Origin of the sequence: Allobosea massiliensis (genome assembly GCF_042655245.1) — a bacterium.
Classification (GTDB): Bacteria; Pseudomonadota; Alphaproteobacteria; order Rhizobiales; family Beijerinckiaceae; genus Allobosea; species Allobosea massiliensis.
Genome location: NZ_JBHSLU010000015.1, coordinates 45,047 through 60,454, shown reverse-complemented (window position 1 = coordinate 60,454; position 15,408 = coordinate 45,047). Strand labels below are relative to the sequence as shown.

The 15,408-nt window shown below is 69.2% G+C and carries 11 protein-coding genes; 3 read left to right on the top strand and 8 right to left on the bottom strand.

Annotation, left to right across the window (positions count from 1 at the left end):
• Positions 1–40: 40 nt before the first annotated feature.
• The 5 genes from ACFPN9_RS08375 to tesB form a co-directional block, all read right to left on the bottom strand.
• Entirely contained in the window at positions 41–898 is an 858-nt protein-coding gene (locus ACFPN9_RS08375) for a LolA family protein (protein ID WP_066733772.1), read from the bottom strand.
• A gap of 173 nt (positions 899–1,071) precedes the next feature.
• Positions 1,072–3,678: an FtsK/SpoIIIE family DNA translocase gene (locus tag ACFPN9_RS08370; RefSeq protein ID WP_377816366.1), complete on the bottom strand. Its 2,607-nt coding sequence runs from the start codon at positions 3,676–3,678 to the stop codon at positions 1,072–1,074.
• Between the two features lie 196 nt (positions 3,679–3,874).
• Positions 3,875–5,341 (bottom strand): ammonium transporter, encoded by a 1,467-nt coding sequence (locus ACFPN9_RS08365; protein ID WP_066734019.1) that lies wholly within the window; start codon positions 5,339–5,341, stop codon positions 3,875–3,877.
• A 32-nt stretch (positions 5,342–5,373) separates the two neighbouring features.
• A complete protein-coding gene (locus ACFPN9_RS08360) occupies positions 5,374–5,712 on the bottom strand; it encodes a P-II family nitrogen regulator (RefSeq protein ID WP_054141588.1) in 339 nt (112 codons plus the stop codon).
• 237 nt (positions 5,713–5,949) lie between these two features.
• Positions 5,950–6,819 (bottom strand): acyl-CoA thioesterase II, encoded by an 870-nt coding sequence (gene tesB, locus ACFPN9_RS08355; protein ID WP_066734026.1) that lies wholly within the window; start codon positions 6,817–6,819, stop codon positions 5,950–5,952.
• Positions 6,820–6,961: 142 nt separating this feature from the next.
• Between tesB and ACFPN9_RS08350 the strand changes: the two genes are divergently transcribed.
• Complete coding sequence (locus ACFPN9_RS08350) at positions 6,962–8,209, top strand: ubiquinone biosynthesis hydroxylase (protein WP_066734020.1); 1,248 nt, start codon at positions 6,962–6,964, stop codon at positions 8,207–8,209.
• 103 nt (positions 8,210–8,312) lie between these two features.
• On the opposite strand, the gene ACFPN9_RS08345 is transcribed toward ACFPN9_RS08350, so the two are convergent.
• Positions 8,313–8,513 carry a Trm112 family protein gene (locus ACFPN9_RS08345; protein ID WP_066734022.1) on the bottom strand — a complete coding sequence of 67 codons (201 nt, stop codon included), beginning with the start codon at positions 8,511–8,513 and terminating at the stop codon, positions 8,313–8,315.
• A 26-nt stretch (positions 8,514–8,539) separates the two neighbouring features.
• The gene (locus tag ACFPN9_RS08340; RefSeq protein ID WP_067255032.1) at positions 8,540–13,375 is read right to left on the bottom strand and encodes an NAD-glutamate dehydrogenase; all 4,836 of its coding nucleotides are present in this window, start codon (positions 13,373–13,375) and stop codon (positions 8,540–8,542) included.
• Positions 13,376–13,548: 173 nt separating this feature from the next.
• On the opposite strand from ACFPN9_RS08340, the gene ACFPN9_RS08335 reads away from it, so the two are divergent.
• Both ACFPN9_RS08335 and ACFPN9_RS08330 read left to right on the top strand, forming a co-directional pair.
• On the top strand, positions 13,549–14,097 hold the full coding sequence (locus ACFPN9_RS08335) for a peroxidase-related enzyme (protein ID WP_082735121.1): 549 nt from the start codon (positions 13,549–13,551) through the stop codon (positions 14,095–14,097).
• A 342-nt stretch (positions 14,098–14,439) separates the two neighbouring features.
• On the top strand, positions 14,440–14,808 hold the full coding sequence (locus ACFPN9_RS08330; protein WP_066735197.1) for a DUF2794 domain-containing protein: 369 nt from the start codon (positions 14,440–14,442) through the stop codon (positions 14,806–14,808).
• A 9-nt stretch (positions 14,809–14,817) separates the two neighbouring features.
• Here ACFPN9_RS08330 and ACFPN9_RS08325 read toward each other — a convergent pair whose 3' ends face one another.
• On the bottom strand, positions 14,818–15,354 hold the full coding sequence (locus ACFPN9_RS08325) for a GNAT family N-acetyltransferase (RefSeq protein WP_066735198.1): 537 nt from the start codon (positions 15,352–15,354) through the stop codon (positions 14,818–14,820).
• Positions 15,355–15,408 lie beyond the last annotated feature (54 nt).

Genomic DNA, 15,408 nt, shown 5'->3' with positions numbered 1-15,408 from the left:
CGGGTCGATGACCCGCCGCCGAGCGCGGCGAGGCGGAACGTCAGAGCCTGCGCTGATAGTCGATGACGAAGTTCTTCGCGTCGGGCTTGCGCTGGGTGTCGAGGTTATAGAGCGACACGCTGGTCTCGTAGCCTTGCGGATCGACGACCACCCATTGCCGCAGCACATTCGCGGCGAGATCGAATTTGAGGGCGATCTTGGAGGTCCCGCCTAGCGTCGTACGATCCTCCAGGCGCAGCGTCAGCACATCGCCATCGACCGCGGCGCCGGTGATCGTACCCTCGCGCGCCAGATCCATGCGCTCGCGCACGAGGAACTTCAGCGGCGTCTGGCCGAGCGAATAGACATCCTGCGTCGCCAGCCGCTTGTCGCGCACGGCGACCGAGGTGCCGTCGGCGATGACCTCGATCGTCGCGGGCGGCTCGTATTCGAAGCGCATCTTGCCCGGACGCTGAATATAGATGCGGCCCTCGAGGCGCCGGCCATCGGCAGCATGCTGGATGAAATTGCCCTGCAGCGTGGTGAAGCTGTTGAGATAGGCGTTCAGCCGCTCGATCGCCTCCTCGCGGGTGGCCGGCGCTGCTGTGCGAGCGCGGGTGACGGGGACAGACGGCGCTGCGCGTGTCGCTTCGGCTGCGGCAGGAGCGGTGGCTCCGACGGAGGCCGCCTGAACGGTCGCGGCCTCGGCGACGCGGGGCAGACCGAGCCCGGCCGGCCGCACCGGCGGCAACGGCAGGGCGCGCGGAGCGGCCGGCTTGGTCGCGGCGGGCTTCGGCGGCAGGATCTGGAGCGGCTGGGCTGCCAGCGGCGCGGACAGTGCCAGGACGCCGCAGCACGCCAGAATCGCGACGCGGCCCGTGAGCGCAGCCCGGTTCGGTCGCGTCGATGTCGATGCCATGAGCCGGCCTCGCTCCCTTGTTTCGCGGTCGGCCACGTCGGCCGGCGGCGGATTTGTTCCGGAAGAGCCTCCGGCTCTCGGTCCTGAACGCCTTTATTGCGCTGCAGGTTGCAGCGTCCTGATGGCAATTTGAGGACCGGCAGCCCTCAGGACAAGGGCTGCGCCGCCTTGCCTCAATCCTCGTCTTCGCGGGCCCGGCCGGTTTCGACGAGGATTTCGCGTTTGCCGGCGTGGTTGGCGGGGCCGACGATGCCCTCGTTCTCCATCCGCTCCATGATCGAGGCGGCGCGGTTGTAGCCGATCTGCAGGCGGCGCTGGATGTAGGAGGTCGAGGCCTTCTTGTCGCGCAGCACCACCGCCACCGCCTGGTCGTAAGGATCCTCGCTCTCGGCCTGGCCCATGCCGGTCTTGTCGAAGACCGCGCCGTCCTCGCCCTCGGGCGCAGCCTCTTCCTCCTCGCAGGTGACGGCGTCGAGATATTGCGGCCGGCCTTGCGTCTTGAGATGGGCGACGACCTTCTCGACCTCGGCATCCGAGACGAAGGGGCCGTGGACGCGGGTGATGCGCCCGCCGCCAGCCATGTAGAGCATGTCGCCCTGGCCGAGCAGCTGCTCGGCGCCCATCTCGCCCAGGATGGTGCGGCTGTCGATCTTGCTCGTCACCTGGAAGGAGATTCGCGTCGGGAAATTCGCCTTGATCGTGCCGGTGATGACGTCGACCGACGGCCGCTGCGTCGCCAGCACGACATGGATGCCGGCCGCGCGCGCCATCTGGGCGAGGCGCTGGATCGTGCCCTCGATCTCCTTGCCGGCGACCATCATCAGGTCGGCCATCTCGTCGACGATAACGACGATATAGGGCAGAGGCGCGAGGTCCATGACCTCCTCTTCATAGATCGCCTCGCCGGAATGGCGGTCGAAGCCGGTCTGGACCGTGCGGGTGATCACTTCGCCCGCGGCCTGCGCCTCCTGAACCCGCGCATTGAAGCCGTCGATGTTGCGCACCGAGAGCTTCGACATCTTCTTGTAGCGCTCCTCCATCTCGCGCACCGCCCATTTGAGCGCGACGACCGCCTTCTTCGGGTCGGTGACGACGGGGGTGAGCAGATGCGGGATGCCGTCATAGACCGACAGCTCGAGCATCTTGGGATCGACCATGATCAGCCGGCACTGCTCGGGCTTGAGCCGGTAGAGCAGCGACAGGATCATCGTGTTGATCGCCACCGACTTGCCCGAGCCGGTGGTGCCGGCGACCAGCAGATGCGGCATCTTGGCGAGATCGACGATCACCGGCTCGCCGCCGATGGTCTTGCCGAGGCCGAGCGCGAGCTTGTGCTTGGAGCTCTCGAAATCCTGGCTCGCGAGCAACTCGCGCAGATAGACCGTCTCGCGCTTGGCGTTGGGCAGTTCGATGCCGATCGCGTTCTTGCCGGGAATCACCGCCACACGCGCCGAAATCGCGCTCATCGAGCGGGCGATGTCGTCCGCCAGCGAAATCACCCGCGAGGACTTCGTGCCCGGAGCCGGCTCCAGCTCGTACAGCGTCACCACCGGGCCGGGGCGCACCTGCGTGATCTCGCCGCGCACGCCGAAATCCTCGAGCACGCCCTCGAGCAGCGTCGCGTTCTGTTCGAGCGCGTCGGTCGAGATCGCGTTGGCCGGGAGCTTCCGGGGCTCGGAGAGATAGGTCAGCGGCGGCAGCTCGAATTCGTCGCGGTCGAGCAGCGAGGGCTGCGCCTCGCGCTGGATGCGCTTGCCGGGCTTGGGGCCGGGGGCCGGGGCCGTGACGCGCGGCGCGTTGAGGTCGCGCAGGTCGAGCGGCTCGTCGTCGTCGACATCGAAAGGCCTCTCGTCGACGGGCGCACCGCGCGGTCCGCGCAAGGGCGGCAGCGGCGCCGGCTCGAAGGGTGCTTCGGGACGCAGGCCGGTCCTGCGCGCCGCCCCCTCGTCGAATTGCGGTTCGCGGCGCACGCGGCCGGCCGCGGCCACAGGCTCCAGATGGCCACGGCCGCCGGATGCGCCGGCACCTTGGGCGGCGGCCCTTGGCGGCTGCGGCAGGCGGCGCAGAATCATGCCCCGGATGGCCATGGCGCCATGGGCGAGCCACCCCACCAGGATCACCGCGATGCCGGGCTCGTCGTCGCGGCGGTCTTCCGTTTCCGACCAGGATTCGTCGTCCTCGTCCTCGTCGAGGATCGGGTCCTCGTCGCTGACGAAGCCGAAGCCGGCGGCGGCGGTGACAGCGAGAATGGCGATGCCCGCATAGAGAAAGCCGACGAGCCCGCCGACGGCGTTGCCCGCGATGCCGGCGAGGTTGCGCGTGCCGAAGAGGAGCCCGTCACCGATGACGCCGCCCATGCCGGTCGGCAGCGGCCAGCGCGGCGTCGCGGGCAGGGCGCTGCCGACGGCGGCGGTGGCGGCGATGGCGACGATCCACAGGCCGAGCTTGAGAGCGCCGCGGTCGAAGATGTGAAAGCGGATGAGGCGCAGCGACCAAATCAGCGGCGGGAAGAGCAAAGCCAGGACACCGAGCCCGATCAGCTGCATCAGCAGATCCGCGACCATGGCGCCGGGCCGGCCGAGCCAGTTGGCGACGGCGCCGCTGGTGGCGTTGTTGAGGCTGGGATCGTCGACCGACCAGGTCGCCAGCGACAGGGCCACGGCCGCCATCAGGGCCAGCAGCGCCAGGCCCGTCATCTCGCTGGCGCGGCGCGACAGGAACTCCCGCACCGGATCGGGCAGGCGGTCCATCAGCGAGGAGGAGCGTCGGATCGTACGCATGCGGGGCTGGGCCGTCATTCGGGACTGCGGGCCGCATCGCATCGGCCGTTTCGACCACGTTAGGAAGCCGAGGTTAAGACACGCTTAACCTTGGCGAGATGACCCCGTCGCTGCGTTGCGACCATAAAAAATCCCCGGCGGTCGCCCGCCGGGGATGGTGTCGGGATGGCCGGTCGGCCCGGCCGGGCGCCTGTCCTCAGGCGTGGTAGGCGCGCTCGCCATGCTCGGCGATGTCGAGACCTTCGCGCTCCGCATCGGGGGCGACCCGCAGGCCGACGATGACATCGACGATCTTGAACAGGATCAGCGAGCCGACGCCGCTGAAGACCAGCGTGAACAGCACGGCCTTGACCTGGGCCATGAAGGCGGCGCCGAACTCATAGGTGCCGACCGCCAGTTCGCCGGGCTTCGAGGCATAGTCCGGGATACCGGCGCCGCCGAGATCGACATTGACGAGAATGCCGGTGGCGAGCGCCCCGAGGATGCCACCGACGCAGTGGATGCCGAAGACGTCGAGCGAGTCGTCGTAGCCGAGCGCGTTCTTCACCGTCGAGCAGAAGACGAAGCAGACCGTGCCGGAGACGAGGCCGAGCACGATGCAGCCCATCGGGCCGGCGAAGCCGGCCGCCGGGGTCACGGCGACAAGGCCGGCCACCGCGCCCGAGACCATGCCGAGCATCGAGGGCTTGCCCTTGACGGCCCATTCCACGAACAGCCAGGCGACGGCCGCGGCGGCGGTGGCGACGAAGGTGTTGACCATGGCGAGCGCGGCGGTGCCGTTGGCCTCGAGATTCGAGCCGGCGTTGAAGCCGAACCAGCCCACCCAGAGCAGGGCGCCGCCGATCAGGGTCATGGTCAGCGAGTGCGGGGCCATCAGCTCCTTGCCGTAGCCGATGCGCTTGCCGATCAGGATGCAGCCGACGAGGCCGGCGATGCCCGCATTGATGTGCACCACGGTGCCGCCGGCGAAGTCGAGCGCGCCCCACTTGAAGAGCATGCCGGCATCGGCGTTGACGGCGTCGAGCGCGGCCTGGGCGGCAGCCTTGCCGTCGGCGCCAGCCTCGGCCAGGGCCTTGGCGGCGTTGCCGACCGCATCCGGGCCGCCCCAGTACCAGACCATATGGGCCATCGGGAAGTAGATGAAGGTGACCCAGAGGACGGTGAAGAGCAGCAGCGCCGAGAACTTCATGCGCTCGGCGAAGGCGCCGACGATGAGGGCCGGCGTGATGCAGGCGAAGGTCATCTGGAAGGCCAGATAGACATATTCGGGAATGACGACGCCGTTCGAGAAGGTGGCGACGGTGGTGGTGGCGTCGACGCCACGCAGGAAGGCCTTGGAGAAGCCGCCGACATAGTCGTTCAGGCCGCCGCCATTGGTGAAGGCGAGCGAGTAGCCGAAGACGACCCACATCAGCGCGACGATGCTGACGATCGCGAAGACCTGGGTGAGGACCGAGAGCATGTTCTTGCTGCGGACGAGGCCGCCATAGAACAGGGCGAGGCCCGGGATCGTCATGAGGAAGACCAGAACGGTCGAGCTCATCATGAAGGCGACGTCACCCTTGTTGGGGACGGGGGCGGCGGGCGTCTGGGCCAGCGCGCCGCCGGCGGCGGCGAGCGCCAGCGCGACGAGCCCGACCCGGCTGATGGTCTTGGAATGCATCGTTTGAAACTCCTCGGAAGGATCGCGTGTGATCAGAGGGCGTCGCCGTCGGTCTCGCCGGTGCGGATGCGCACGGCCTTCTCGATCGACGAAACGAAGATCTTGCCGTCGCCGATCTGGCCGGTGCGGGCGGCTGCCGTGATCGCCTCGATCACCTTGCCGACCAGCTCGTCGGACACGGCGACCTCGATCTTGATCTTAGGCAGGAAGCTCACGGCGTATTCGGCGCCACGATAGATCTCGGTATGGCCCTTCTGGCGGCCATAGCCCTTCACCTCGGTCACGGTCAGGCCGTGCACGCCGATGGCGGTGAGCCCGTCGCGCACCTCCTCCAGCTTGAACGGCTTGATGATAGCCATCACGATCTTCATTGCTGGGTTTCCCCGTTTCGCCGCCCGGAAGTCAGCCCCGGCGATCCTGTTGCGCCTCGCGCGCCTGTCATCGCGGCGCGTCGGCGGACGCAATTCAAGGCCCGTGCCAACTGGCGACGAGGGGGCATGGAAACTCGGCATGCAGCGGGAATCGCCGCGCCGGAGTGATTCCGGCGCGGGCAACCTGCCCAGAAATCGAGCGAATGATGAATTTGTGGGCTGTTGCCTAAAACGGCGTCAGACGCGGTCTGGTCGCGGCCGCACCAGGCCTTCCTGGGCCACCGAGGCGACGAGCCGGCCCTGCCGGTCGAACACCAGCCCGCGCGAAAAACCGCGCGCGCCCGAGGCCGAGGGGCTGTCCTGCGCGTAGAGCAGCCAGTCGTCGGCGCGGAAGGGACGATGGAACCAGAGCGCATGGTCGAGGCTCGCGGCCTGGACCTGCGGGTCGAAGACGGTGGTGCCGTGAGCGATCAGGCTCGAATCGAGCAGCATCAGGTCCGAGGCATAGGCCAGCACCGCTTGGTGGGTGGCCGGATCGTCGGGAAGCGGCTGCATCGCCCGGATCCAGACATGGAAGCGCGGCTCCATCGCTTCGCCGGTGCCCGCATAGCGGCGCAGCTCGACCGGCCGGATCTCGATCGGCCGCTCGCGCTGGTAATAGGCGCGCACCGCCTTGGGCATGTTGGGCAGGATATCGCGGCTCATCGCGTCGCGATCGGGCAGGGCCTCCGGCGGAGGGACGTCCGGCATCGGCATCTGGTGGTCGTAGCCCGGCTCCTCGATCTGAAAGGAGGCGGACATGGCGAAGATCGCCTCGCCCTTCTGGATCGCCAGCACGCGCCTTGTCGTGAAGGAGCGGCCGTCGCGCAGGCGGTCTACCTCGTAGATGATCGGGATTTCGGGATCGCCGCCGAGCAGGAAATAGGCGTGCAGCGAATGCGGCTGGCGGCCCTCCACCGTCTTGCAGGCGGCGTAGAGCGACTGCGCGATGACCTGCCCGCCGAAGACGCGCGGCCACCCGACGCGGGGGCTGCGACCCCGGAACAGATTGCGCTCGAGCGGCTCGAGGTCGAGGATCGACATCAGGGAGTCGCTGATCTGGGACATGGAACAGGCTCTGGCGGCGGGCGGGTTGACGGTGAAGCCGGCTTGCGCGCACAGCAGCCGCCGGTTTCGCCGCATCAGCACCGACCCGTCCCGGATCGTCAAGGCGGGAGGGTGGTTCCCCCGCGGCGCCGAGGAGAGTGAGATGAGCGGGCAGACACGGCCGGGCGAGGCGATCGTCATCGCTGGCGGCGGCATTGCCGGGCTTTCGCTGGCGCTGGCGCTGAAACAGGCGCTCGGGGCGGCTTTTGCGGTGATCGTCGCCGACCCAGCCTTCGCCCGAGAGGCCCGCCCGGACACCCGTGCCTATGCGGTCGCGGCCGCGGCGCAGGCGATGCTCGCCTCGCTCGGCATCTGGGAGCGGATCGCGGACGGTGCGCAGGCCATGACCGAGATGGTCGTCTCCGACAGCCGCAGCGGCGATGCGATCCGCCCGGTGTTCCTGACCTTCGACGGCGAGGTCGAGCCCGGGCAGCCCTTCGCCCATATGGTCGGCAGCGGAGCGCTGATCGAGGCGCTGACCGCCGCCTGCCGCGCGGCGGGGGTCGCGTTGCGGGGCGAGGGCGTTACGCGCTTCGACAGCGGCGATGCCGGCGTTGGTGTCGTGTTAGCGGGCGGCGAGACGCTGCGGGCCCGTCTGCTGGTCGCCGCCGACGGCGCCCGGTCCCGGTTGCGCGAGCAGGCCGGCATCGGCTGGGTCGGCTGGGATTACGGCCAGTCGGGGCTGGTGGCGACGATCGGCCATGAGCGGCCGCATGGCGGGCGGGCGGTCGAGCATTTCCTGCCGTCGGGCCCCTTCGCGATCCTGCCGCTGAGCGATGGCGGGCGGCTCGGCCATCGTTCCTCGATGGTCTGGACCGAGCGCAGCGAGAATGTGCCGGCGCTGCTTTCACTGGATGAAGAGGGCATGCTCGCGGAGATCGAGCGGCGCTTCGGGCTCGAACTCGGCGAGATCGCGCTGGAGAGCCCGGTGAGCGCGCATCCGCTCGGCTTCGGCGTGGCGCGCCGCTTCGTCGGCGAGCGCCTGGCCCTGCTCGGCGACGCCGCCCATCTCATCCACCCCATCGCCGGCCAGGGTCTCAATCTCGGGCTCAAGGATGTCGCGGCGCTGGCCGAGGTCATCGTCGATGCCGCGCGTCTCGGGCTCGATCCCGGAACCGCCGACGTGCTGGAGGGCTATGAGCGGGCCCGGCGCTTCGACACGGTGGCGATGGGAGCCGTCACCGACGGGCTCAACCGGCTGTTCTCCAACGACGCGACGCCGTTGCGGCTGGCACGCGATCTGGGGCTCGGGCTGGTCGACCGGCTGCCGGGGCTGAAGCGCTTCTTCATCCGCGAGGCGGCCGGCGTCGCCGGCGCGCCGCCCCGGCTGCTCCGTGGCGAGGCGCTGTGAAGGGGTACGTCATGGTCGGGCTCGATCCGACCATCTCTTTCCGGACGTGATCGGCGTCATTCTCGGGTCTCCGCTGCGCTCCGCCCGAGAATGACGCCGCTCGTTACTCGTCCAGCGGGCGCGCTTCCTCGGGCAGCATGATCGGGATCCCGTCGCGGATCGGGTAGGCGAGCTTCGCCGCGCGGCTGATCAGTTCCTGCTTCGCAGCGTCGTATTCCAGCGTCGCCTTGGTCAGCGGGCAGACGAGAATTTCCAGCAGCTTCGGGTCGATCCGGTTGGCGGTTTCGGTGACGGACTCGGTCATTGCGGGACTTTCGGTTGGGCGGGCGCTCAGGCGCCCTTGCGGGGCAAATCGGCCAGCATGCCGGCGGCGACCATGAGTTTCGGCAGGGAGAGGCCCGACGCCGCGATGGCCTGCACGGTCGAGCGGCTGCGCTCGACATCCGCCCGGCGCGCCTCCTGCCAGGCGTCGAGCCCCATGCCGCCGGCGGCGATCTCACGGGTCAGGCCGGCCTGAGCATCGAACAGCGTCTCGATCGCCCGCTCGCGGGCGAGGCGCTCGTAATCATCCGTCGCCGGTACCGCGGCCGCGGCCGCCGCGAGAGGCGACAGGCCGAAGATCGAATCGACGCCGAAATGGATCGCGGCGACGGAGGCGATGTCGCCGCCTGTCTGGCCGGCGATGTCGACGATTTCGGTCGCCTGGGCCAGTGTCGGCAGGCTGGCGATCCGCGCGGCGAGGTCGGCGGGGACGCCCTCCGCGGTCAGCACGGCGATGCGCGCCTGCCGGGCCTGGGCCTGCACCTCCGGCAACAGCGTCTCGAGCGTCCCGGCCAGGGCGGTGACGCCGGCGCGGTAATGCGAGACCGTCGCCTCGATCGTACCGGGCCTGGCCGCACCCCGGCGCAGGAACCAGCCCATGCGGTCGCGCAGCAGGTCCTGAACGGCGCCGTAGAGCGCGAGCTGGACCTTGCCGGAGAGCTTCGCGTCGAGTGCGTCGATCGCGCCGTTGAGCGAGATCAGGTCGAAGGCGTCGCGCGCCACGGCATAAGCGGCAGCGATGGCGGGGATTTCGGCATGGGTGAGCGCCGAGAGCACCGGTACGAGCGTCGGTCCGCCCCGGTTGACGATGGCATTGGCGAGCTGCGTCGCGACGATCTCGCGCCGCAGCTTGTGGCCGGCGATGTCGCCGGCATAGCGCTCGCGCAGCGCCTGCGGGAAGTACCGGACGAGTTCGCTGTTGAGATAGAGGTCGTCCGGAACCTCGGATTCCAGCAGCGCATCGTGCAGGGCGAGCTTGGCATAGGCCAGCAGCACCGCGAGTTCGGGCCGTGTCAGCGCCTCGCCGCGCTTCTCGCGCTCGGCCAGCACGGCGTCGCTCGGCAGGTACTCGACCGTGCGATCGAGCCGGCCCTGCGCCTCCAGCGTCTGCATCAGATAGCGCAGCCCCGGCGTCGCGCCGGTGCCGCGGGCCTCGGTGAGGGAGAGCGCCAGCGTCTGCAGATAGTTGTTGCGCAGGACGAGCTGGCCGACCTCGTCGGTCATCTCCGCCAGCAGCGCGTTGCGGGCCTCTTCCGGCAGGCGGCCGTCCTTGACCGGTCCGGCGAGGGCGATCTTGATGTTGACCTCGACGTCCGAGGTGTTGACGCCGGCGGAGTTGTCGATCGCGTCGGTATTGAGACGAATGCCGGCGCGGGCGGCCTCGATGCGGCCGCGCTGGGTGACGCCGAGATTGGCGCCCTCGCCGATGACACGGGCGCCGACCTCGCCGCCCGTGATGCGGATCGGGTCGTTGGCGCGGTCGCCGACCTGCGCGTCGCTCTCGTCGGAGGCGCGGATATAGGTGCCGATGCCGCCGAACCAGAGCAGATCGACGCGCGCTTTCAGGATCGCGGTCATCAGTTCGGGCGGGGACACCTCAGCCCTGGACAGGCCGAGCAGAGCCTGCACCGCCGGCGAGAGCGGGATGCTCTTGGCCTGGCGCGAGAAGACGCCGCCACCGGGCGAGATCAGGCTCTTGTCGTAGTCCTGCCAGGAGGAGCGCGGCAGGTCGAACAGGCGCTGGCGCTCGGCCAGCGACTTCGCGGGGTCGGGATCGGGATCGAGGAAGATGTCGCGGTGGTCGAAGGCCGCGACCAGCTTGATCGCCGGGGATAGCAGCATGCCGTTGCCGAAGACGTCGCCCGACATGTCGCCGACGCCCGCGACCGTGAAGGGCGTGGTCTGGATGTCGATGTCGATCTCGCGGAAATGGCGCTTCACCGCCTCCCAGGCGCCGCGGGCGGTGATGCCCATCTTCTTGTGGTCGTAGCCCTGCGAGCCGCCGGAGGCGAAGGCGTCGCCGAGCCAGTGGTGCTTTTCGAGCGAGAGCGCGTTGGCGGTGTCGGAGAAGGTCGCCGTGCCCTTGTCGGCGGCGACGACGAGATAGGGGTCGTCGCCGTCATGGCGCACCGTGTCGGGCGGCGGAATCACCGTCTCGCCGTCGAGATTGTCGGTGAGTTCGAGCAGGGTGCGCACGAAGATGCGGTAGCTCTCGGTGCCTTCGGCGAACCAGGCGGCGCGGTCCGAGGCCGGCGGCAGGTGCTTGGGCACGAAGCCGCCCTTGGCGCCGACGGGCACGATGACCGCGTTCTTGACCTGCTGCGCCTTGACGAGGCCGAGCACCTCGGTGCGGAAATCCTGCGGCCGGTCGGACCAGCGCAGGCCGCCGCGCGCGACCTTGCCGAAGCGCAGATGGATGCCTTCGACGCGCGGCGAATAGACGAAGATCTCGTAGAGCGGACGCGGCAGCGGCAGCGAATCGACCTTCGCGCAGTCGTATTTGATCGAGATCGTGCCGCGCGGCTGCCCGTCGGGGCCGATTTGGAAGAAATTGGTGCGCAACGCGGCGTCGATCAGGTTGACGAGGCGGCGCAGGATGCGGTCCTCGTCGAGGCTGCTGACGGCGTCGAGGGCCGTCTCGATCGCCTTGCGTTCGGCCTCCATCTTCTGCCCGCGATCGCCCTCGCCGAGGCGGGGATCGAATTTCGCGATGAACAGCGCAACCAGCCCGGCGGCGATCGCCGGATGGCGCGCCAGCGCGTCGGCGATGTAGCCCTGGGCGTAGGGCGCGCCGACCTGGCGCAGATAGCGGCCGAGCGCCCGCAGCAGCGAGGCCTCGCGCCAGGCCAGCCCTGCCGCCAGCACGAGCTGGTCGAAGCGGTCCGACTCGGCGAGCCCCCGGAACTGCGCCATCATCGCCGCTTCGAGCGCGGGCCCGAGGCGGGCGACGTCGATCTCGCCGTCGTCGGCGCGCTCCAGCGTCATGTCATGGAGCCAGACGCGGGTGCTGTCGGCGGCTTCGCCGGCGGCCGGCTGCGGCGTGATGTTGTAGGTCCGCTCGTTGACGACGCGGAAGCCCATATTCTCGAGCACGGGCACGCGGGCCGAGAGCGAGATCGCCGTGCCGCGGGAGAAGACCTTGAGGTTGGCGCGCGTCGCCGGGTCGCCCTCGCGACGGTAGAGATCGACCGAGCGCGGCCGCTCGGCGCTCATGCGCTGCAAGACGTCGATGTCGGCCAGCGTCTCGGCGGGCGAGAAGCGGTCGCGATAGGCGGCGCCGAAGGCCTCGGCATAACGCTCCGCCAGCGCGCGAGCGGCGGGGCCCGAGCGCTGCGCGTCGAGCACGTCCTTCAGCCCGTCGCTCCAGGTCCGCACGATCGCCGTGATGCCGGCTTCCAGCGTCGGGCGGTCGATGCGGGGTGTTTTCCCCTCGTCGCGGCCGATGATGTAGTGCGTCCGCGCGAGCGGGCCCTCCGGATAGGCCGGATAGGCGGCCGAGATCCGGCCCTGATAGATGCCCGCCAGGAACTCGCCGACACGACGGCGCACGCGGGTGTCGTAGCGGTCCTTCGGAATGAAGACGAGGATCGAGACGAAGCGGTCGAACTCGTCGACGCGCGCCAGCGCACGGATGCGCGGCCGTTCGGTGAGCTGGAGGATGGCGAGCGCGAAGCTCTCCAGCGTCGCGGCGTCGATCTGGAAGAGCTCGTCGCGCGGATAGGCGTCGAGCACGTTGTAGAGGGCGCGGCCGGAATAGCTCGCCGGATCGAACCCGATGTTCTTGGCGACGCGGGCGACCTTGAGGCGCAGATAGGGGATGGCGAGCGCGCTGCCGGTATAGGCGTTCGAGGTCAGCAGGCCGACGATGCGCAATTCGCCGTCGAGCCGCCCGTCGGGCGTGAACAGCTTGACGCCGACATAGTCGAGATGGACGCGGCGGTGGACCCGGCTCTTGACGTTGGCCTTGGTGATGATGAGCGCCTGCGGCTTGGCCAGGAAGGCGCGAATCTCCGGCGTGACGGTGACCATCTCGCGGTTCTTGCGCAGCACCTTGACCGCAGGATCGCGCAGGATGCCGAGGCCCGAGCCTTCGATCGGATCGGCCGCCGCATCGCCGTTGGGGAAGCGGTAGGCGCGGATGCCGAGCAGGGTGAAGTTGTCGCCGGCGATCCATTCGAGGAACTGCAGCGCCTCGGAGACCTCGTCCTCAGGCAGCGGCGGCGGGTTGGCGCGATAGGCCTGGATCACCTCGGTGATGCGGCCGCGCATCGCGGCCCAGTCCTCCACCGCCAGGCCGACATCGGCATAGACGCGTTCCAGCCCGAGGCGCAGACGGTCGCGCGCCTCGGGCGAATCGATGCGCTCCAGCACGATCTGGATCAGGCTTTCGCGGCGGGTGCCTTCGGGGGCGCGCCCCGTGGCCTCGCCGGCGAGCGAGAGGAAGGCGCCGTCGGCGGCTCGGGCGAGGGCCAGGATCGGATGCGAGACGAGGCGCGGCTCGTAGCCCTGCTCGGCCAGCTCGGCCAGCGTCGAATCGAGCAGGAAGGGCTTGTTCTCGTTGACGACCTCGAGAATCGTGAGCTGGCGCTCGCGCCCCTCTTCGGCATAGGCCTCGTCCCGGAAACGCAGATGGATGGCCTCGGGCAGGCGCGGTGCGCTCAGATGCTCGAAGGCTGCGGCTGCGGAGCGGGCGAGCAGTTCGGGCGGGAGCGCCTCGAGATCCTCGGCGACGGCGCGTCCGTAAAGCAAGCGGGGGAATTCCGGTGGCATGGAACCCGACAGGCCGGAAGCGGCACCCTCGATGGCGGAAACGGCCGCCGCCGCCTGGTTCACGCGCTTGCCCATGGTCCACCCCTGTTCTTTTGCCGCAGCGATGACATAGGCTGGGGCGCCTTTCAATCTCGGCGCAGCGCCGGGATCAGCCTCCCGACGACACGACAGGACCTAGCATGGCGGCCCATCATGACAAATCGAAGCCCGGCGAGACGCCGCCGCGGCAGGGCCTCGACGAACCGGCCATGGCGCTCGACCTGCCGCCGGGCGCGCTCTCGGCCGAGAATCAGGCCTATTTCGACAAGTGCCTGGAAAAGCTGGGTTTCGTGCCGAATGTGCTGGTGGCCTACGCCCATGATGACGCCAAGCTCTCCGCCTTCGCCGCCTTCTACAACGACCTGATGCTGGCGCCGTCGGGGCTGTCGAAGCTGGAGCGCGAGATGATCGCGGTCGCGGTGTCGAGCGTGAACCGCTGCTATTACTGCCTGACCGCCCATGGCGCGGCGGTGCGGCAGCTCTCCCAGGATCCGGTGCTCGGCGAATTGATGGCGATGAATCATCGCGCCGCGGATCTGCCGGCTCGCCATCGGGCGATGCTCGACTTCGCGGTCAAGCTGACGGAGGCGCCGCACCTCGTCGGCGAGGCCGACCGAAAGGGCCTGCGCGAGGCCGGCTTCTCGGAGCGGGACATCTGGGACGTGTCGGCGGTGGCCGCCTTCTTCAACATGTCGAACCGCATGGCGTCCGCGGTCGATATGCGGCCCAATGCCGAGTATCACCGGCAGGCGCGCTGACGCCAAAGAAAAACGGCCGGCGCGAAACGCCAGCCGCTGAGTTGGCCCCGACTGAACTGGCCCGGCCCCGCACGATCCGCGGGGGGCTGGGGGGCTGACAAACCGAAGATCGGCGAAGCCGGGCCGTCGAGGCAACGACGACATCTGACCCAAGCAACAGGGCGGACGCTTGACCCGTTCGCGGCGAAAATGCGGCGGTTCTGACGAAGCCGTGATGGCCCGACCGGCCGTCCCCGGCTTGTGGCGGAGCAGCGGCGATTGCTTGCCAGCACAGCATCTCGGGCGCATCATCCTCCGCCCAGTCTCAAAGCGAGCCCTCGCGGCCGCGAATCGGGAGGCGCCATGAGCGAGAGCGAGACGCCGCAATCGCAGGCGGGAAACGGGGTGATCCCCTTTCCCGCCCCCGCAAAGCCGGCCACCGTCACCTTCGACCGCCGCGAACTGTCCGAACTGCTCAATCTCTACGGGCGCATGGTGGCGGCCGGCGAATGGCGCGACTATGCGATCGACTTTCTCAAGGATCAGGCGCAGTTCTCGGTCTATCGCCGCTCTTCGGAGGTGCCGCTCTATCGGATCGTCAAGGATCCGGCGCTCGCCAAGCGCCAGGGTGCCTATTCGGTCGTCGCGGCGACGGGGCTCGTGCTGAAGCGCGGCGCCGAGCTGTCGCGCGTGCTGCGCGTGCTGGACAAAAAGCTCAGCGTCGTCGGCTGAGGACGCCGCTCAGAGCGAGGGCGGGGTGCGATCCCCCTCGCCGAGATCCTTCTGCATCAGCATCTGGTCGAGCCAGCGGCCGTGCTTGAAGCCGACCTTCTCGGCTACCCCGATCAGGCGGAAGCCGGCGCGTTCATGCAGGCGGCGTGAACCGAGCGAGGCGCCGGTGCCGTCGCCGATCACCGCGATCATCTGGCGAAAGCCGCGGCGGGTACACTCCTGCATCAGCGCGTCGAGCAGCGCGCCACCGACGCCACGGCCCTGGCTGTCCGGGGCGATGTAGATCGAGTTCTCGACGGTCGAGCGATAGGCCGGGCGCGGCCGGTAGGCGCCGGCATAGGCATAGCCCAGCAGGCGGCCTGCCTCCTCGGCGATGAGATAGGGATAGCCGCCGGCGGCGATCGCCTTGAAGCGCCTCAGCATCTCGGCTTCGTCGGGCGGATCGAGTTCCCAGCTCGCGGTGCCGTGCAGGACGGCATGGGCGTAGATCGTCGTGATGGCGGGGATGTCGGCAGCAACGGCCGGGCGGATCGAAGGCGTCGTCATGCGTCGATCATCGCCGCGCCGCGGCAAAAGAAAAGCCCCGGCCTTGCGGCCGGG